The organism is Bacteroides sp. BFG-637 (assembly GCF_024793605.1).
Taxonomy (GTDB): Bacteria; Bacteroidota; Bacteroidia; order Bacteroidales; family Bacteroidaceae; genus Bacteroides; species Bacteroides vicugnae.
Map to the genome: position 1 here is coordinate 1824559 of NZ_JANUPD010000002.1, position 21934 is coordinate 1846492.

Consider the following 21934-nt stretch of genomic DNA (forward strand, 5'->3'; position numbering starts at 1 on the left):
GGGCAGTGCATTTTTCCCCCTCTCTTTTATCGTTTTAATATAATAACGATCACGGCGGCAATAATCAGTGCAATGCCTACACCGATGCTTGTGGTGAAGGCTTCTCCGAAAAGAAAGATTCCAACGCATACAGCAGTTACCGGCTCCATGGCTCCCAATACGGAAGTGAGTGTGGATCCGATGCTTTTTACGGCTCTTACTAAAGCGAGGTTAGAAACTACGGTGGGGATTAAGGCCAGTAGGATCAAGTTGCCGGCAGTATGCCATTCGCTGATGGGTTGAAGTTGGCTGATAGATTCCGTTCCGATAAAAAGAAGAATACTCCCGAAAAGGAATACGTAGAAAGTAAGCAGTAAGCCTTTCATCTGTCCGATCTTTAGTTGGCTCATTGTAACGAGATAAAGTGCATATCCGAGTGCCGACAGCAGGACAATGAAAAGACCCATGAAAGAAAAGCCCCCGTTTCTGTGTTTCCGCCGGATAAGAAATAGACTCCTGCTACTGCGGACGCAATGGCAGCGATCCGCCAGCCGGACTTCTTTTCTTTAAAAAAGAGCATCATGATTAGCGTGGTAAGCACCGGATACATGAAATGAATAGTGGTGGCAACTCCGCTGGCCATAAATTTATATCCCCAAAATAAGAATACTGCGGACATTAAATAAAGAAGTGAAAGAAAAAACAGCGAAGGAATGTCCTGTCGTTTGATACGAAATGACTGTCCGTTCATCAATAAAATCCCTCCCATTGCCAGACAGGCAAACAGGAACCGATAGAAAAGTATCGATTCAAATTGCATTCCCGCTTGCATGGCAGGAATGGTAAATAGAGGGATGAGTCCAAAAGAGGCCGATGAAAGCAGCCCATATAGCAAACCATTCACTTTATTCATAGTCAAGTATATTTCGGGTCGCAAAGATATAGCTTTTTTTGAGGTAAGTGTACCGTTCCGATTCATTTCCTATAAACTGATAAAGTAAGAGTATTGCAGCAAAATAACTTCCCTATGCGATATTTTTCGTAAATTAGCGCGCAATATGCTCTTTATGAGACGGAAAGAAAATACAGACTAATTTTTGAATAAAATGAAACGATTGACATTAGTATCGGGGCTACTCTTTTTAATGTTGCAAACAACATTTTCGCAGGTGCAGGTACCGGGCAATTGCAAACCCGTGAATTTGGCTTGTGATTATTTAGTGAATCCTCTGGGAGTGGATAATCCTGCTCCCCGGTTATCATGGATGTTGAATGATACCCGGAGAGGGGCACGACAAACAGCTTATCAAGTCATGGTGGGTAAAGACTCTCTTCAACTTGTTGCCGGAAAAGGAGATACTTGGGATTCAGGCAAAAAGAATACTGAAGAGATTCTAATTACTTATTCGGGCGAGGGTCTCACCCCATTCACCAAGTATTATTGGAAAGTGAATGTATGGGATCAGGATGGAATCCAATCTTCTTCGGATATCAATTGTTTTGAAACCGGAATGATGGGGATGGAGAACTGGCAGGGCGCCTGGATTGGGGATAACAGGGATATTAATTATCAACCAGCACCTTATTTCCGGAAAGTGTTTGATGCAAAGAAGAGTGTCCGGTCAGCAAGGGCATACATTGCCGTGGCAGGTTTGTATGAACTGTACATCAATGGCGAGAAAATAGGAAATCATAGACTGGACCCGCTATATACCCGGTTCGACAGACGTAATTTCTACGTAACTTATGACGTTACCCCTCAAATACAGAAGGGACGGAATGCGATTGGTGTATTGCTGGGTAATGGATGGTATAATCATCAGTCGATGGCTGTGTGGGATTTCCACCGTGCACCGTGGCGCAACCGCCCTGCTTTCTGTATGGATGTGCGGATTACGTATGAAGACGGTTCCGTTGAAGTGGTTTCTACAGAGCGCGACTGGAAAACTTCATCGGGGGCATTAGTCTTCAATAGTATTTATACAGCCGAACATTACGACGCCCGCCTGGAGCAAAAAGGTTGGAACACAGCGGACTTTGATGATTCCCAATGGAGTGGGGTAGGATATAGGGCTGTTCCTTCACTAAATGTAGTGTCTCAACAAGTGCAGCCGATCCGTGCGGTAGAAACAATTCCTGTAAAGACATGGAAAAAGCTCAATGACACAACGTATGTATTTGATTTTGCCCGTAATATGGCAGGTGTCACCCGCATCAAAGTATCCGGAGAAGAAGGAACTGTCGTGAGGTTGAAACATGGCGAGCGGTTGTATGACAACGGACGAGTGAATACGTCAAATATTGATGTGTATCACCGCCCGGTAGACAACTCCGATCCTTTCCAAACAGATATGCTGGTTTTGAGCGGGAAAGGAGAGGATGAGTTTATGGCACGATTCAATTATAAAGGTTTCAGATACGTGGAAGTAACAAGCAATAACCCCATTGTACTGAATGAAAATAGTCTGACTGCCTACTTTGTGCATAGTGATGTTCCGCAGAAAGGGACGATTCATACTTCGAATGCACTTATCAACCGTCTTTGGTGGGCTACGAATAATGCCTATTTATCCAACTTAATGGGTTATCCTACCGACTGTCCCCAGCGTGAGAAAAACGGATGGACGGGCGACGGTCACTTTGCTATTGAAACGGCATTGTACAATTATGACGGTATCACTGTCTACGAGAAATGGCTTGCCGACCACAGAGACGAGCAACAGCCCAATGGCGTATTACCTGACATTATCCCTACAGGAGGCTGGGGATATGGCACGGATAATGGGCTGGACTGGACGAGTACCATCGCCATCATTCCATGGAATATTTATATGTTTTACGGTGATAGTAAACTATTGGCGGACTGTTATGAGAACATCAAACGGTATGTAGACTATGTGGATCGTACTAGTCCAACCGGATTAACCTCGTGGGGAAGAGGAGACTGGGTGCCTGTTAAATCCCATTCTTCCAAGGAACTGACTTCTTCTGTCTATTTCTACGTGGATACCAAGATACTTGCCAATGCCGCAAAGATGTTTAATAAAACGGAAGATTACGAGTATTATTCTGCCCTTGCCGACAAGATAAAGAATGCGATTAATGATAAATTCTTGAATAGAGAAACGGGTATTTATGGTAGCGGAGTCCAGACAGAACAGAGCGTTCCCTTGCAATGGGGCATTGTTCCCGAAGAACTGAAGAGGAAAGTGGCCAGGAATCTTGCAAAACAGGTAGAGGCAGCCGGTTTTCATTTGGATGTAGGTGTGTTGGGAGCAAAAGCTATATTGAATGCGTTGAGTGAGAACGGTGAAGCCGAAACGGCTTATAAATTAGCCGTACAAGATACTTATCCATCATGGGGCTGTTGGATTGCCAATGGTGCTACCACCTTGCTGGAGAACTGGGATTTGAATGCAACGCGCGACATTTCAGACAATCATATGATGTTTGGTGAAATTGGCGGGTGGTTTTATAAAGGATTGGGCGGAATCTTCCCTGACCCCGAAAATCCCGGATTCAAACATATCCTCCTTCGCCCTAATTTCCCCGGTGGACTAAATCAGTTCGAAGCCAGACATCAATCGCCTTATGGTGAAATCTGTTCAAAATGGGAACGCAAAAAGAACCGTATTGTCTATCAGGTAACTGTCCCTGCAAATAGCACTGCTACCTTTTATGCACCCGACAATGTGGAGGGAGAACGTGTAGTAAAACTAGAAGCGGGAGAACATGTACTGGAATTGAAACTAAAACGTTAATGGAAAACAGTAAATCCCGGACCGATGTCTTTACATCGGTCCAGGATTTATCTTCTGTAATGTAGATTATGCGGATAAGTACAATGTTCAGTCTTATTCTTCTATTCACCTTTTTCACATCATGCTAAACCGTTTATTTTCAGATATCTCCTGTGAATGAACAGCACTGCTTGCTTTTTCACAGCCCTTCACACTCTTCACCGGATACAAATTTCCCGATATTGTATGTTGTCAAGCGATATCATTGACGTCATGCTTCTTCGATAAAAATGTCCTTTCTTAATGCAGATAAGTCGTCTCTTTCTCATTTGTTTAGCGTTTATCAATAGATAGTCGACTATAGTTGTCTTATAAGCCGACTGCAATTGACCTGTAAGACAACTGTAGTCGGCTGAATAGCTGACTATAGTCATCCATATACATGACTATCGTTTTATTTCACAGTGAAGGCTGTGAAGAACTGTGAAACTAGTACTCTCCGGTTTTGATTCACAGGAAATGGCTATCGGATAGAAACTTATCTTTCCGTGAAGAAAGTGAAAAGTGGAAATACAAAGTAAATAATAAGTATTGTAATATTACATCCATAAAATAACATCCTTGTATATCTATGTTCTGAATATAGCAGCCTTAAATTCATAAATCCAGACTATAAATTACAATGATAATAATAGTCGTCAAAGATTTCATGTCCAACATATTTTTTAATTACTCTCCCTGACTTTTATTTTTATCTTGAATCTTTTCTTTGAATTGGTTCTTATTTTCTTCTCTATATTGCCGGGGTGGTAATCCGAATTTCTGTGAGAATAGTTTGTAGAAGGTACTTCGATTATTGAATCCCGTTTTATCCATAATTTCATCAATAGAGAAATTTGAAGAGAAGAGCAATTGCTTGGCAGTCTCCAGTCGGTATTCCCGAATAATATCTGCCGGCGTTTTGTCCGTAATCTGTTTCAGTTTGCGATAGAACTGTCGGACACCACATTTAAGTTCGCTACTAAGTGTTTCTACTGACAGATTGGGATTGGCGATATTGCTGTTGATAATCTCCATCATGTTGTCAAAGAACTGTTTGTCTTCTTTATGCAGGAAGCGGCCATCATCCAGCTGGAAAGAACTGGCAATAGAACTATAATAGTTCTTTAAGTCTTCTTCCCTCTGTATTAGTCTTTGGACAATCTTTTTGAGATAGTTACTATTAAAAGGTTTCGTTATGTAGGCTTCAGCTCCCGCCTCTATTCCTTTAATTTGCTCTTCAGACTGATGGCGGGCAGATAGCAGGATGAGAGGTATATGACACCATACTTTGTTTTCTTTCACTTTTTGAGTAAATAGAATACCGTCTATATCCGGCATCATTACGTCGGATATAATCAAATCAGGTTGCTTTATCTCTAGTTGTTTCAAAGCATCTTCGGCATTGTTGAAAGAAAGTACATTATACGTATCTGCAAAAAGTTCGGATATAAACCACAACATTGAAGTGTCATCATCAATAATCATGACCGTTTGTTTATTGGCATCGAATGGTAAAGATGCCTGTCCGGGTACAGACAGGGATTCAAATGCCGGATTTTGTGTCAGATCATTGGGCTGGTATTCCACATGTTCTTCAGACAGTGGGAGATTGGGCAGAGTGACTGTGAAAGTCGTGATTTCGTTCGGAATGCTTGTCACTTCGATATTGCCGGAAAGGAGCTTTGTCATACTATGGCATATGGCCAGTCCCAATCCGCTTCGTGAGTAGATACTGGAAGTTTCAAAGTTATCCAGAATCTTATATCGGTCGAATATCTTATCCAGATTTTCTTTGGCAATTCCTTTTCCGGAATTAGAAACCGAAATATAGAGCTGTTCCTGTTCTACCTTAAGTTCTATAACAATGGAGCCATTATCCGGTGTATATTTAAATGCATTTGAGAGCAAATTGTTTACAATCTTGTTCAAGCAGCTTAAATCACTATTCCAGTCGATATTTTGCGTTATTTTTAACTGGTAGTTTATATTTCTACTTTCTGCCAGTTCATTAAATGAGGCAGCCATGTTCTGTATATTTTCAGACGCAGATAAACGGATGATGCTAAGTTGCTTGTGACCGGTTTCAAGTCGTCTGAATTCAATCAGCTCAAGGATTAATTCATTGAGCTTCTTTGCATTCTGTAGAATGATTTGCCCGTATTTCTGAATATATGGGTCGGTATTGGCATGAGATAGAATTTTCTCGCAAGGACCATAAATCAATGTGAGCGGGGTGCAAAACTCATGAGTGATATTGGTGAAGAATCGAAGTTTGGACTCGTAGATTTCTTCTTTCTTCTGAAGAGTTAAACGCTCCAGTATTGCATTCTGTTTCTTCCGGTATCGTTTAATACCCAGGAAAATCAGCCATATAGCTATGTTAATGATTAAGAGAATGTATCCCGTATATGCCCATCCTGTCATATACCACGGGGGAGTGATGTGTATGATGAGTGATTGAATATCACTTTCTTGGCCTGTAATATTGTTTTTGTATTTTACGAGCAAGGTATATTTCCCCGGAGCTAAATTGGAGAAGATGGCTTGATTGGATTTACCGTTTTTTATCCAATGATTACTTAGTTCTTCTATTTTATAGGAATATGTATAATTGTTGCCATGGATAAAATCAATCGCATTGAAAGAAATACAGAAGAAATTCTGATTATAATTTAAGGTAAGAGCTTCCGGCTGGCTATGTGTGTCCATGAAATTGTGAATATTGTATTCAGTTCCGAATATGGACAAATCGGTAAACTGAATAGCGGGAGAGTGAAGTTTGGGTTGGTATTGATTGATACTGATTGTAACAAACCCGTTCGTTCCCCCAAAAAAGAGTGTGCCGGTACATGGGTCTTTAAAGAAAGCACCATCACTGAATTCTCTGACAGCAAGCATTCCCTGTTGCTGATATATCTGAAAGTTCTTCTTTGTCGGGTCAAAACGAACTAATCCCTGGTTTGTACTAAGCCAAAGGTTCATTTGTTGATCTTCCAGAATCCCGTGGATTGTTTTACTGGGGAAAATATCTGTATCATTATAAAGCTGATACTTGCCGGATTGATAATGCAGTAGTCCTGCACTAGTGCCTAACCAGTATCCTTGGGAGTTTTTATGGATGGCAAAAATATCATTAATGGTTTGACTTGGGGCATTCTCCATGTAGTATGGCGTGATCTCTTCAGTCAGGGTATTAAGTCGGTAGGCTCCATATCCGCGATTACCAAACCAGATTGTCGAATCGTTTTCCTGATAAGAGGTAAAGAAATAGTTGGAGTTTGCCCGTCCTTCGTTCATTACTATCCGTTTGGCTTCCTTTACGACCGGATTTGTTCCGTCTGTCGAAAAAGATACCTTTATAATGCCTTCTCCCACTGTGGCAATCCACAATGTACTGTCGTTTATTTCATTGATAGAATGTATATATCTCACAGGTTTTCCGCTGGCAGTGACCGGAAAATTACGAATCTTCTTTTCTTTGTAAGAATAGTAGTCTATACCATTTTCCGTGCCAATCCATATTCTTTTCCATCGGCTGGGAGCAAAGCAATATACAGAGTTATTTCCCAATAGAGTATTGCCGGCAAATAATCGCTCAAAAGGAGACGAGTGTTGTGTGTGGGGGATATAGTTGGGGAAGCGTAGAATACCTCCTCCTTTTGTTCCCACCCATAAAGTCGATTCTTCGTCGTAGAATAGTGCCCGTACAGGATGGTTTACTTGATAAGTCGGAGTGTCCAATGCTGTGTTAGTGATTGTAAATGTGTCATTAAAGTACATATACAGTCCTTGTCCATCTGTTCCAATCCAGATAATATCTTGATATTTATCTTTTACCAGGCAGAAAATACCGGATTGGATGGCAATGTTTTCCAGTTGGTATTTATTTTTCTGGTCAGGCAGGTAGGTAAGTTTTACTAAACCGCTGCTTTTGAATCCGATATAGAAATCATTCTGTGACTTGACAATAGAGGAGATATCTCCGCGTTTTGTTATTTCGTCCGCTAAATCAAAGACATAATATAATCTTTGGTTTTGGAAGTTGTATTCATAAAGAGAGAGGGAATCGTCAATAAAAAAAGCCTGGTCTTTATCAGAAAAGGCCCATCGTAGTTCGATATTATTCTTGAAAATCGTATGTGGAATTAACTTGATTTCATCACCGCTTCTTTCTATTTGATAACTTTGCGTATTACCGTTAGAAGCAAATAACCATAACCTGTTATTGTTATCTATAGTCATTCCTAAGATATGATTTGGATTAAGTGCCTGAATTATCAGTGGCTTCACTTGTTTTTCTTTTTTCTGATAATAATAAATACTTCCGTTCTCTTTCAATATGAAAACATCATTTGTCTGGCTTGCGGCCAAACGAACATCCTTAAATTCCCTGAAGCTTTGGATCGTTTGTTCTTGAGTGTTCAGCCGGTCTAGCCCATAAGGTGTCTCTACCCATATGACTCCTTTCTCGGTTTCGATGATTTTATTTATCAGGTTGCCCGACAGGGTCTGGTTTCTATTGATTGGAGTATATTCATGAATAGAGGTACCATCGAAAATATTCAGTCCTTCACAAGTCCCTATCCATATCATTCCATTCTGTTCCTGACAAATGGACAAAACTGCACTATTGGATAATCCGTTTTTATTGGAGTATTGGTGTAAATTATAGGCAGAGGAAACTTGGACATGAAGAAGCATCGAAAATGCTAGAAGTAGTTTGAATAAACCTTTTTTACATTTCATTGTACTTATAGTATTGGAGTATATTTAGCATAGGATTGATTGTGACAAATGTACTAATTTTGTTGGATGAGACCTTTTTTTAAAGATAAAAAACATGAGAAAAATGACTTTTTTCGGGATGGAGTGTTGATGCTGGTTAGGCACATAAAAGATATTAGTATGCTTTTCTGTCATTTTTGTATTATTTTCTGTTATTCTGCTAATTATGGAATTTTCTGTCATGCATTTGTATAAACCCCACTTCTGCTTCTTCCTATATTTGCCGCATCAGAACATCTACAGAATACTAATGACTATGAAATTGATTCCTGTTTGGGGCACGTTGTTGTCCATGTTTCTATTGCTTGCCTGTTCTTCTCATCCTATTGAGCGGAACATTTGGTTAGAGAGGGCTGAGAAGACTTTTACCTCCCTTTATACCAATTATGCCATAGATACCACTTGTCTGCTTCACGAGAATTATCCTTCTGATACATATTATTCTATACCCAGTCTGGCGTCCGGCAGCCAGAGAGGCTTCAATCAATACGCTTATTTGTGGCCTTATTCAGGCGTATTCTCTGCGGGAGTTGCTCTATTGGAGGCGACAGGTGATAAAATCTATAAGGAACTTCTGGAAAACAGCATATTACCCGGCTTGGAAGCATATTACGACCGGAAAAGGGAACCTCATGCTTACTCTTCTTATATCTCAACAGCTCCGGTTTCCGACCGCTTTTATGATGATAACCTTTGGTTGGGTATTGATTTTATAGATCTCTATCGGCTGACTTGTGAACAACAATATTTGGAGAAAGCAAAGGCGATATGGAGGTTTGTAAAAAGTGGGACAGATGATAAATTAGGTGGTGGTATTTATTGGTGTGAACAGAGAAAAGATACTAAAAATACTTGCTCTAATGCTCCCGCTGCGGTATTAGCATTGAAAATATATCAGGAAACTCATGAAAGCATATACCTTAAAGAAGCCGAAAGACAATATGAATGGACAAAAGAAAAACTACAAGATACGACGGATTATCTCTATTTTGACCACATAGAGTTGGATGGAAAAATAGGAAAGGCGAAATTTGCATATAATAGCGGGCAAATGATGCAAGCTGCGGCATTATTGTTTGAGCTGACAGGCGATTCTGCTTATCTTACGGATGCCCGGAATATTGCGAAAGAGGCTTATTGCTACTTTTTTAATTATGTTACAACTCCTGATGAATCATCTGTTAAGCTAATCAGAAAGGGAGATATATGGTTCACTGCTATAATGCTTAGAGGCTATATTGAGTTGTATAAGCAAGATAAAAACAAGACATATCTGGACACTTTTAAGAAAAGTTTGGATTGTGCTTGGAAATATGCCCGTGAAGAGAATGGCTTGTTTAATGTCGACTTTAGTGGCAAAGAAAAGGAGAATCGCAAATGGTTATTGACACAAGCTGCCATTGTGGAGATGTACGCCCGCTTAGCTGCAATAAAATGAGATTTGATTATAGAATGAAAATTATGAGATACACTACTTTTTTTATCGCGTCGATTGCTACAGTTTGTTCTGTAGGACATTCTTATGCACAGTCTGATGGACTTATTTTTAAGAATGACAAGTATGCCTGGTATACAGATCGTATTGAACAGGGGGAGTTTACAGGTAAAGCACTGTCTCCTGTCCATCTATCTTCTAATTTTGAGGAGGAACGTACTAGGGATTTTAAAGGAGAATGGAAACCTAAGTATGACTTGGCTTTTTATCCCCAACTTCAAACTCCTTTTTTACTTGAGCATACATTGTATAATATGTCTTTGGATGAAATGGTCAATGCTATCGAACCGGATAGTACATTGCGCACGGGCTCCGGCTTTCCGGGAGTTTGGACACGTGATGTAAGCTATAGTATTATTTTGAGCATGGCTTATATGCAACCTAAAGTCTCGATGAACTGTTTGCTCCGGAAAGTAGACCGTTTCGGACGTATCATTCAGGATACGGGTACTGGAGGAAGTTGGCCCTGCAGTACCGACCGTATGATTTGGGCTGTTGCCGCTTGGGAGATCTATAAGGTGACGGGAAGCCGTGAGTGGTTGGAGAAAGTCTATCCGATTATCCGTAAATCAGTGGAAGATGATTATCTCACTGTCTATGATGAAAAGACAGGGCTGGTGATGGGCGAATCTTCATTTATTGATTGGAGAAATCAGAGTTATCCCCGTTGGATGCAACCTGTAGATATATTCCAATCGAAGTGTTTGGGAACTAATGCGGTGCATGTGGAAGCCCTCCGTGTTTTGAGTTGTATGGCAGGTAGGATGGGTGATACGGTGGCTGAAAAGAAATATGCCACGAGATCGAAGCAGGTTGCCGATGCGGTTAATCGTTATTTGTGGATGCCGGAGAAAGGTTATTATGCCCAGTTTTTGTACGGACGCAATTATAATATACTTTCTTCCAGAAGTGAATCATTAGGCGAGTCTTTAGCAATACTGTGGGGAATTGCGCCAGCCGGGAAACGTGCGGAAATTATCCGCAATGCTCCGGTCTGCGAGTTCGGAACACCGATTTTCTATCCGGAAATTCCCAATATACCTCCTTACCATAATAATGCCGTTTGGCCTTTTGTATCTTCTTATTGGATGCATGCTGCAGCTATGGCGGGGAATGAAGAGGCTGTTCTTCACGCGGTTGGAAGTATTTATCGTGCAGCTGCCTTATTTGTTACCAATAAGGAAAACTTTGTGCTAAGTACAGGTAACTATCGAGGTACGCAAATTAATTCAAGTAATATGCTATGGAGCTTGTCAGGAAACTTAAGCATTGTGTACAAGTTGTTGATGGGCATCCATTTTGATGACGAACAATTGTTGTTTAAGCCTTTCGTTCCGAAGGCGTTGACTGGCAGGCGTATACTAAAGAATTTTCCATACCGTAGTTCTACACTCGATATTGAGGTAGAGGGTCATGGAAATAAGATTAAAGCCTTTTATCTGGATGGAAAGAAGCAGAATCCGATAGTAGCCGGCACATTGACAGGACATCATGACGTGAAGATTGTCATGGCCAACAATGAACTCAAAAAGCAAGGTGTTAATTTGCAACCAGCTATTGCTTCTATCGAGACTCCGGTTATTAAACTGGAAGACTCGAATAAGATAGTTTGGAATAAAATAGAAAGTGCCGTTGCTTACCGGATTTTGAGAAATGGTAAGATATGTCAGCTTGTTGAGACAACTCATTATCGTTTGCCGGAGGATGCGTATGGTGAATATCAGGTAATCGCTGTTGCCGCAGATAAATATACGGCTTCATTTGCGAGTGAACCGATAGTAATTGAAGAGCATAGCACGTACGAAGTAGAAGATTATGCACCAAAGTCAGAAAGGAAACACAAAGGATTCATGGGGACAGGCTTTGTCAACATTGACAAGAAAGAGAATACTATGATTGAAATTCCGGTATCAATTAAAGATGAAGGCCTTTATGCGATTGACTGGAGATACGCAAACGGCAATAATACCATTGCTGATGATAACCGTTGTGCTATTCGTTCCTTGTATGTAGATAATCACTTGTCGGGAGTTTCGATATTCCCACAGCGTGGGATGAATGCGTGGGAGAATTGGGGATGGAGCAATAGCCATCAGGTTCATCTGACACCTGGTGAACACACCATTTCACTTTCATTTGAACCTCATAATGAAAATATGAATATTAATGTCAATCAGGCACTGATAGATCAGTTGCGTTTGACGAGATTGAAAAAATAGAAGAACATGAATAACAAAATGAACCTTATTTGTGCATCTGTGCCGATGTTTTTTGTGCTGTCTGATGCTTCTGCACAGAAAGAAGTGCAGCAACGTCCTAATATCATCCACATTATGACGGATGATCATTCTTATCAAGCCATTAGTGCTTACGGACATCCGCTTTCCGTGCAGGCTCCGACTCCCAATCTGGATCGCTTGGCCTCTGAAGGTATGCTGTTCCGGCAAGCGTTTGTTGAGAACTCTTTGTCTACTCCCAGTCGTGCTTGCCTGATGACGGGGCTGTATAGCCATCAAAGCGGGCAACGTCGTCTGGATGCGGGCATTGACACTGCGCATGTATTTGTATCGGAGATACTTAAGGAGAATGGTTATGAAACCGGAGTAGTTGGTAAGTGGCACATGCGTTGTGAACCGAAGGGCTTTGATTACTATCATATCCTGTGGGATCAGGGTGAATACTATAATCCGGGTTTCAGGAGTAAAAAAACGAATGGAAAATATGTGAAAGAGAAAGGCTATGTAACCAACCTGATCACCGACCATGCCATTGAATTTCTGGAAGAAAGAGACAGGAATAAACCATTCTGCCTGTTTGTACACCACAAGGCTCCGCATCGGAACTGGATGCCTGATACGAAATATGTGGATTTATATGAAGAGGTAGAGTTTCCCTATCCGGCAACATTCAAAGATGATTATGCTACCCGTGGTGAGGCTGCGCGTAAGCAACAGATGAGCATATCCAAAGACCTTTCATTGGCATATGACCTGAAGGTGCGGGAGCTGGGCGACCGACCGGGATTGAAGAATGACTGGAGTATCCGGAGCATGGAGGGATCATTGAACCGCATGGATTCGGCAGACCGTAAGAAGTGGCTTGAAGCTTATGAACCCCGTAACCGGAAGTTTATCGAGCAAAACCTGCAGGGAGACGAATTGCTGAAGTGGAAATATCAGCGTTATATCAAAGATTATATGCGTTGTATCAAATCTGTTGATGAAGAAGTCGGACGATTGTTGGCTTATCTGGAGAAAGAGGGATTGATGGATAATACCATTATTGTTTATACTTCCGACCAGGGATTCTATATGGGTGAGCATGGCTGGTTTGACAAGCGTTTCATGTATGAAGAATCTTTCCGTACTCCGTTGATCATCCGCTATCCGACAAGGATTAAGGCTGGCACGGTATCTGATGCACTGGTTCAGAACATTGATTATGCTCCTACTTTTCTGGATATGGCAGGTATTGATAAACCGGATTTTATGGTAGGAACGTCATTGGCTCCTCTTTTCAAGAATAAGGGAAAGGCTCCTTCTGGCTGGCGTAAATATTTGTATTATCATTATTATGATTATCCGGCAGTGCATAATGTGCGCCGTCACGATGGGATACGTGACAGTCGTTATAAATTAATCCATTTCTACGGGAATGGGATTAACTACAATGAATTGTATGACTTAAAGGAAGATTCGAATGAATTACACAATTTGTATGGTAATCCGAAATATGATAAAGTGGCGGCACGCTTACAAAAGGAATTGGATAAAATCCGGACCGAACAGAAAGTCGATGAATTTTGAGTTAACCGTGCGCTCTTACAATACGATAATAAAATAATTAATAAGAAAGAAGATGAAAGTAAAAGTATTAAGCTTATTGTTATTGGCATTTTTTTATGTAAATTGTCTGCAGGCGGCTAATGGTAAGAAGGTGTCGTCACCTGATGGTAGAAATACAATCGTATTCTCTTTGGATGCTGGCGGAACCCCGACTTATCAACTCCTTCGCGATGGTAAAATGTTGATTTCACCCTCTGTTTTGGGATTTATAGAGAAGAATAATATAAATCTGGCGAATGAGTTCAAACTCAGAAAGACAAGCTTTCATACAAAAGACGAGCATTGGACTCAGCCATGGGGAGAAAATAAATCCATGCGTGAGCATTATAATGAGTTGGCCGTTCACTTGAAGAATAGCAAAGTAAACCTGACAATTCGTTTTCGTGCTTTTAATGACGGAGTTGGTTTCCGTTATGAATATGATGTTCCAAGTGTCGATTCTCTTTTTGTAATGGATGAACTGACTACATTCAATATTGCTGAAGATGGTGTTTCGTGGTCTATTCCGGCTAACTTTGATACTTATGAAATATTGTATTCGGAAAAACCGGTCAGTGCCATTAAAGATGCCAACACACCAATGACTTTCAAGACAAATAGCGGTGTATATGGCAGTATTCATGAAGCGGCATTATACGACTTTCCCGAAATGACACTGCAACATAGAGAAGGTACGAGTTTCAAGTCTAATCTGGCTCCTTGGCCCGATGGAGTGAAAGTGAAGAAACCGAATCATTTTACTACTGCATGGAGAACATTGCAGATTGGCGATAAAGCTGTGGACTTAATTAATTCGGGACTGATTCTGAACCTGAATCCTCCCTGTCAGTTGGAAACCACCGACTGGATTGAACCGATGAAATACGTAGGTGTATGGTGGGGAATGCATGTTGGTGTAGAAACTTGGACGATGGGCGACCGACATGGAGCTACTACAGAGAATGCCAAAAAATATATTGACTTTGCATCTAAAAATGGCATCCGGGGTGTTTTGTTTGAAGGTTGGAATGATGGTTGGCAGAATTGGGGCGGTAATCAACGTTTTGAATATACGAAACCTTTTGCAGATTTCGATATAGAAGAAATCACTCGTTATGCAAAAGAACGTGGAGTGACTGTTATCGGTCATCATGAGACAGGAGGGAACATCCCTTATTATGAAGCTCAAATGGAGAAAGCTTATAAGTGGTATAAAGACTTGGGGATTATCAATGTGAAGACCGGATATGCGGGTGGTTTCCCCAATCATCTCAGTCATCACGGACAATATGGCGTGAATCATTATCAGAAAGTAGTAGAACTGGCTGCTGCCCATCACATGACTATTAATGCGCACGAACCGATCAAAGACACTGGTATTCGCAGAACATGGCCAAACATGATGTCAAGAGAAGGAGCCCGTGGGATGGAGTGGAACGGCTGGAGTGAAGGTAATCCGCCTTCTCATCACGTGATATTGCCCTTTACGCGTTTATTGGGAGGGCCGATGGACTATACTCCGGGAACTTTTGATATATTGTTGGAGAAAAGTAAAAGTTCACCCAAACATAAAAAATGGCATGGACTTGATAAAGGGAATAGCCGCGTAAATACTACATTAGCCAAACAATTGGCAAACTGGGTTATTTTATATTCACCGGTACAGATGGCATCTGACCTCATTGATAACTACGACGGGCATCCGGCGTTTCAATTCTTTCGTGATTTTGATGCCGATTGTGATTGGTCGAAAGCTTTGGATGGGGAACCGGGGAAGTTTGTTGTTATTGTGCGGAAGGCTGATGACAAGTACTTTTTGGGCGCAGCTACCAATGAGGAGGCGAGAACAGTTCATATTAAGCTGGATTTTCTGGAACCTTATCGGTCTTATAAAGCTATTATTTATGCAGATACGGAGAAAACCGACTGGAAGACCAACCCGACAGAATATAGAATTTACGAAAAGGCGGTTACTTCCGAGGACGAATTGGATATAGTAATGGCAAAAGGTGGAGGGCAAGCAATAACTTTCCTTAAAATGAAATAAGAGAATCTACTGATAAAAACATATTTAAATTGAAAAACATGAAGAGATTATTTTGGGCATTTGCTGTAATTACTTTTTCGTTACTAGCATGTAGTAACGAAAATGAGGGAGCATCCTTTCCTGATGAAAATGAAAATAACGCTGAAACAAAGACTCCTGAAGAGATATGGGCTGCGGCTTCCGATAGCTGTATTTCAGTCTTGATAGATCAATTTATGGATAAAGAGAAAGGAACATTCTGGGCTGCTGTTCAGAATAAACTTCCAAGCAGGACGCAATATCTTTATTGGCAACAGGCGCACGCCATGGATGTGTTGGTATATGCTTACGAACGTATTAAGGATAAAGACCCTGAACGGGCTGCAACTTATGAGAATTACTTCAAGTTATGGTTTGAGAACCATGCCAATAATTGGTATGATTGGAGGGGGCAGGGAGATGAGACGGGCTTCCTGAATGAGTTTATAGATGATATGGCTTGGATTTCGTCGACAATGTTGCATATGACGGAGGCAACGGGCGATGATACCTATTTCAATATGGCCAAGAAGATTTATGATACACATATGGTCACCCAGGGCAAGGAAGATGAGAAAGGTTGGGCGTTGCCATGGAAAACGACTAGTCCCGCTGATAAGGATACTCGTTATATTTGTACGAATGCTCCGGCTTGTGTTGTAGCCTGCAAGCTCTATATGAAAACAAAAGAACCTAAGTATCTTGAAGATGCCCAGAAGCTATATGACTTTATCACTGCAAACCTGATGCTCCCGGATGGTAGAGTGGAGGAACCTCCATTGACGTATACTCAAGGTACATTTGCTGAAGCTGCCCGTTTACTTTATCATATTACTGAACAACGTAGTTATTTGAAGAAAGCGGAGACGGCAGTAGTATATACCATTTCCAGTAGTCGTTGCGTTGACAAAGGGTTATTGAGAAATGAAGGGAGTCTTGATGCAGATGACGGATTAATCTTTAAAGCGGTATTCATTCCTTATGCAGTTAATTTAGTGTTGGATGAATCGACTTCTTACAGGACTCGTGAGGAAGTGAGAAATTTCTTGCTTCATAATGCTAAAACTCTATGGTTCGAACACATGAATCGTGACTTGTGGCCCGAGATGTATTGCGGTCCTTACTGGGGAAATACCTATTCGGTGAAAAGTGATGAAAAGAATGGAACTGCTTATATGTGTGCTCATGCAAGCGGAGCTTCTTTGCTTGAGAATGTGACCCGTATGTTGAGTACCCGCTAAAGACTGAAAAAGGAAATATCATTAATTTAATCAGGCAGTGAAAGAAACTTGGATAGTGTCATGGAGGCATATATTATGGTAATGATATGTCAATGAATGTTGCTGTTTAGTTTATACATTTCGATTAAAGTCTGCTTTTCTGTCTTTTTTGTGTTGTTTTCTGTTTTTCTGTTAGACGTGGAAATTTCTGTCATGCTTTTATAAAAGCATCCCTAATCCTTCTATTTATATTTGTGCCGTTAAATATGGCGGACATAGTGTTTGACGATAAAGTTAATCAATTATATCTTTTAAAATTATGGGAAACAAAATCATGGAAAAACTTAAGAGTTTCAGTTTTCTATTTTTAGGTTGTCTTCTTTGTATCTATGGTTGCAAAGATGACGCTAAAGGTGAAGAATTTGATCCTTCTAAGCCGGTTGTGATTGACCGTTTTTATCCTGAATCTAGCAAAGGTCAGGGTGAACTATTTATTTATGGTGAGAATTTCGGAACCGATATCTCGAAGATCAATGTAACAGTGTCTGGGAAAAAAGCTATTGTAATTGGATCTAACGGACATTGTATCTATTGTGTAGTGCCGATTCGTGCCGGTGACGGTAAGGTTAGTGTACGAATAGGTAATACTGAAGAACATGTTTTCGATAAGGAATTCAAATATGAATATCAACTACGCGTGGGGACTTTATGCGGCTTTACAGATAAAGATGGTAAAACTGCACGTGTGGACGGAACTCTTAAAGAGGCACAGTTTGAGGCTCCTTATTGGTTGGAAATAGACGATAATGGTGATCTGTTTCTACTTGAAAATAATCGGTCTGTACGTAGAATCTCAATTGATGGAGATAAGGTTTCTACCTTGCTTGTAGGAGGGCAGGGACAAGGAATTAGTAGTATGCATTCCATGTGCTTTTCTCCAACAAAAGATACGTTATTAGTGGCTAATCAGGTGCAAGGAGATGACAATGGAAAAGCCGTTGTCATGCTGTTTAAGGATAAGGGATACAGTGGTGCAGTGGGGAGCTATGGAGTATTAGCCAAAGGAAAAGGATGCGATGCTGTTGCTATGCATCCGCAGGATGGAACTTGTTTCTTTACTCAACGCGCTGACGGTTATGTTTATAAGTTGGACGATCCCGTAACAGGAAAAAAATCCCAGCATGTGACTGATGGTAATTCAGATATGTATTATGCGATGCAATTTCATCCAAGTGGAGACTTTGTTTATCTTACAGCTGAAAATAAGCATGTTGTGTTTAAATCAACTTACAATCGTGAAACTCGTTCGCTAAGTAAGCCTCTTCTACTTTGCGGTGCAAGACGTAATGATGAATATAATGTACAGTGGAGCGATGGGGTAGGAGAAGCAGCAAAATTTTCACAACCCCGTCAGGGAACTTTTGATGAAGAAGGTAATTTCTATGTATGTGACAGATACAATCATTGTATCCGAAAAATATCTCCGGAAGGTAAGGTTGAGACTTTTGCAGGGAGACCGAATGAAAAAGGGTATGCAGATGGCGAATTAACAAAAGCTCAATTTAATCAACCGAGTGGAATTGTGTATGTCAAAGAGACCAAGACATTTTATATTGCAGATGAGAACAACTATCGAATCCGCACGATAACTGCAGAATAATACTCATGAAAAACATTATAGGAAATGAAAAAATATTTATTAATTCTGGTAACTTTAATTCTGACTTTTCCGCTGGATATTATAGCTCAGGAGGAGACAATAAATGTGACAGGTATTGTAAGGGATAGTCAGGGAGAACTCCTTGTGGGAGTTAATATTGTTGTAAAAGATCGCCCTGGTTTTGGAACAGTGACAGATATAAACGGTAAATATAGAATAAAGGTCAGTCCTTATTCAACTCTATTGTTTACTTACATTGGTTATGATAAGGTGGAGGTCGGCGTAAAAACAAAGACGGAGATTAATGTGACAATGAAAGAAACTTCGAATACTGCATTGGATGAGGTTGTCATTACTGGTACCGGTATTCAGAAGAAAGCAACACTGACAGGTGCTGTCACTTCGGTGGATGTCGCAGATTTAAGTTCTAATTCGACTACTAGCATCACCAATGCATTAGCGGGTAATGTAGCTGGAGTTATTGCCATGCAATCTTCCGGTGAACCAGGGGCTACTTCAGAGTTTTGGATTCGTGGTATTTCTACTTTTGGTGCTAACTCAGGTGCATTGGTGTTGGTTGATGGATTTGAACGTGACCTGAATGAAATTAGTGTAGAAGACATTCAATCATTCTCTGTATTAAAAGATGCGTCTGCTACTGCTATTTATGGTTCAAAGGGTGCTAATGGGGTAGTACTGATTACAACAAAACGCGGTAATCTTGGTAAAGTCAATGTGAATGTGAAGTTACAGAGTACCTATAACACACGTACCCGCACTCCGGAGTTTGTTGACGGATATACTTATGCTCAAATGTTGAATGAGGCTCGTACTACCCGGAATCTTGAGCCTGCTTATACTCTTAATGAACTGGAAATTATCAACCAAAAGGTAGATCCGGATTTGTACCCGAATGTGGATTGGCAGGATGTTTTATTGAAGGATGGTGCTATGACATATAAGGCTTCTTTAAACTTGAGTGGTGGTAGTACTTCGGCCCGCTACTTTGTTTCTGCCAGTTATGCGGATGAGCAAGGTATGTATAAGACAGATAAAGCATTTAGTAAAGAATATAATACAAATGCAGATGCTAAACGTTGGACATACCGTATGAATGTGGACATTAATTTAACCAAATTAACTTTGTTGAAAGTAGGATTGTCTGGTTCATTGAAAAAGTACAATACTCCGGGATTGGCAGATAATATATGGAGCTCATTGGTGGGACAAAATCCTGTTAGTATTCCGGTGATGTATTCGGATGGATCAGTACCTGTTTATTCAGCTTTCGACTCTGTAGAAGGAGACCGTATGAATCCTTGGGTACTGGCCACCCAGACTGGATACAGGGAAAAGTGGGAAAATACAATTCAGACAAATGTAACATTGGAGCAGGACCTGAAATTCATTACCAAAGGGATGAAATTTATTGGTCGTTTTGGATTCGATACTGAAAACAAAAATTCTATCAATCGTATTCGTAAGCCGGAGCAGTATCGTGCGGAGCGTCATCGGGATGCAAATGGTGGTTTGATAATGAATCGTATTGTGAAAGAACAGGTAATGACGCAATCATCTAATGCAGAAGGAATACGCTTGCAGAATTTTGAGGCAGAATTGCATTATAATCGTTCTTTTGCTAAATACCATGATGTAGGCGCCATGCTGAAATATACGCAGCGAGAAGAAATACAAACAGTCGGTACTGACAGTGATATAATGAAAGGTATATCTAAACGCAATCAAGGATTAGCCGGGCGTTTTACCTATTCTTATAAATATCGTTATTTCATAGAAGCGAATTTTGGTTACACAGGTAGTGAGAATTTTGCGACCGGAAATCAGTTTGGATTTTTCCCGGCTATCTCCGGTGGATGGAATATTGCGGAAGAGAGTTTTATAAAAGACAATCTGAAATGGGTAGATATGTTTAAGATTCGCTATTCATATGGTGTGGTTGGTAATGACCGTGTAGGTACCCGTTTCCCTTATTTGAGTTCTTTCGGTGATAGTAATGGTTTTAATTTTGGTGATTATGGAAGTGGTAATAGTTATAATGGATTGCATTATGATCAAATTGCTTCTAATAACTTAACATGGGAAGTTGCTAAAAAGCATGACTTGGGTTTTGATATGGCTTTCTTAAATAATCGCCTCACGGCAACGATTGATTTATATAAAGATACCCGTGAAGATATTTATATGCAGCGCAAACATCTTGCCAATATAGTAGGTGTAACTAGTCAACCGTATGCAAATGTCGGTAAAATGGAGTCTATAGGTATAGACGGGAATTTTTCTTACCGACAGAAGATAGGGAAAGTACAGTTAACGGTAAGAGGCAACATGACTCTGACCAAAAACGAGATGAAGGCTTATGACGAAGAAGCACAAGAATATTCTTATAGAAAAACTGAAGGGTTCCGATATAATCAGGCGCGCGGTTTGATTGCTTTGGGATTATTTAAAGATTGGGATGACATTCGTAATAGTCCGAAGCAAGAATTCGGAGATTATGCTCCGGGTGATATCAAATACAAAGATGTGAATGGTGATGGTGTGATATCTGATTTGGATAAAGTACCTATCGGAGCTACTCGTATTCCTAACTTAATATATGGTATGGGTATTTCTTTGCAGTGGCGTGGATTTGATATTAATGTTCATTTTCAGGGAGCAGGTAAATCTTCTTATTTCATCAATGGACCTACGGTTTTTGCCTTTAACAAAGGCGAGTGGGGAAATATTCTGACTGATATGGCAGAACCGGGAAATCGTTGGATTGCAGCAGAAATATCGGGTGATCCGGCAACAGAGAATCCAAATGCTAAATATCCTCGTCTAAGTTATGGGGGGAATGCCAATAATTATCGTGAGTCTACTTTTTGGCTTCGTAATGGAGCATATTTACGCTTTAAAACACTGGAAATAGGTTATTCTATACCAAAAACATGGGTTAATAAACTGCGTATGGATAATGCACGTATTTTCTTTCTGGGCAATAACCTGTTTGTATGGGATAGTCTTAAGTTGTGGGACCCGGAACTTGCAAGTGGTAATGGAATGAAATATCCAATTGCATGTACTTACTCATTAGGATTGACTGTTAACTTCTAATATTAAA

General features: G+C 40.5%; 9 protein-coding genes and 1 pseudogene. 8 read left to right on the forward strand and 2 right to left on the reverse strand.

The features are described from left to right. Positions 1 to 26 precede the first annotated feature (26 nt). A pseudogene (locus tag NXX38_RS07415) lies at positions 27 to 892 on the reverse strand (DMT family transporter). A gap of 193 nt (positions 893 to 1085) precedes the next feature. Between NXX38_RS07415 and NXX38_RS07420 the strand changes: the two are divergent. Beyond that, complete coding sequence (locus NXX38_RS07420) at positions 1086 to 3740, forward strand: glycoside hydrolase family 78 protein (RefSeq protein WP_258978943.1); 2655 nt, start codon at positions 1086 to 1088, stop codon at positions 3738 to 3740. Positions 3741 to 4448: 708 nt separating this feature from the next. Here the strand turns inward: NXX38_RS07420 and NXX38_RS07425 are convergent. Next, on the reverse strand, positions 4449 to 8507 hold the full coding sequence (locus NXX38_RS07425; protein ID WP_234131728.1) for a hybrid sensor histidine kinase/response regulator transcription factor: 4059 nt from the start codon (positions 8505 to 8507) through the stop codon (positions 4449 to 4451). A 295-nt stretch (positions 8508 to 8802) separates the two neighbouring features. Here NXX38_RS07425 and NXX38_RS07430 point away from each other — a divergent pair, with 295 nt between their 5' ends. From NXX38_RS07430 to NXX38_RS07460, 7 genes are all read left to right on the forward strand, one after another. Beyond that, on the forward strand, positions 8803 to 9984 hold the full coding sequence (locus NXX38_RS07430) for a glycoside hydrolase family 76 protein (RefSeq protein WP_195649684.1): 1182 nt from the start codon (positions 8803 to 8805) through the stop codon (positions 9982 to 9984). Between the two features lie 23 nt (positions 9985 to 10007). Beyond that, positions 10008 to 12260, forward strand: a complete 2253-nt coding sequence (locus NXX38_RS07435; RefSeq protein ID WP_258978944.1) for an MGH1-like glycoside hydrolase domain-containing protein — start codon at positions 10008 to 10010, stop codon at positions 12258 to 12260. Between the two features lie 6 nt (positions 12261 to 12266). Then, positions 12267 to 13847 carry a sulfatase gene (locus NXX38_RS07440; protein WP_195649686.1) on the forward strand — a complete coding sequence of 527 codons (1581 nt, stop codon included), beginning with the start codon at positions 12267 to 12269 and terminating at the stop codon, positions 13845 to 13847. A 52-nt stretch (positions 13848 to 13899) separates the two neighbouring features. Beyond that, a complete protein-coding gene (locus tag NXX38_RS07445; protein WP_258978945.1) occupies positions 13900 to 15912 on the forward strand; it encodes a glycoside hydrolase family 97 protein in 2013 nt (670 codons plus the stop codon). Between the two features lie 38 nt (positions 15913 to 15950). After that, entirely contained in the window at positions 15951 to 17171 is a 1221-nt protein-coding gene (locus NXX38_RS07450; protein ID WP_234131725.1) for a glycoside hydrolase family 76 protein, read from the forward strand. Positions 17172 to 17484: 313 nt separating this feature from the next. Beyond that, positions 17485 to 18810, forward strand: a complete 1326-nt coding sequence (locus tag NXX38_RS07455; RefSeq protein WP_258978946.1) for an IPT/TIG domain-containing protein — start codon at positions 17485 to 17487, stop codon at positions 18808 to 18810. A 24-nt stretch (positions 18811 to 18834) separates the two neighbouring features. Next, positions 18835 to 21927 (forward strand): TonB-dependent receptor, encoded by a 3093-nt coding sequence (locus tag NXX38_RS07460; RefSeq protein WP_195649690.1) that lies wholly within the window; start codon positions 18835 to 18837, stop codon positions 21925 to 21927. Positions 21928 to 21934: the final 7 nt, after the last annotated feature.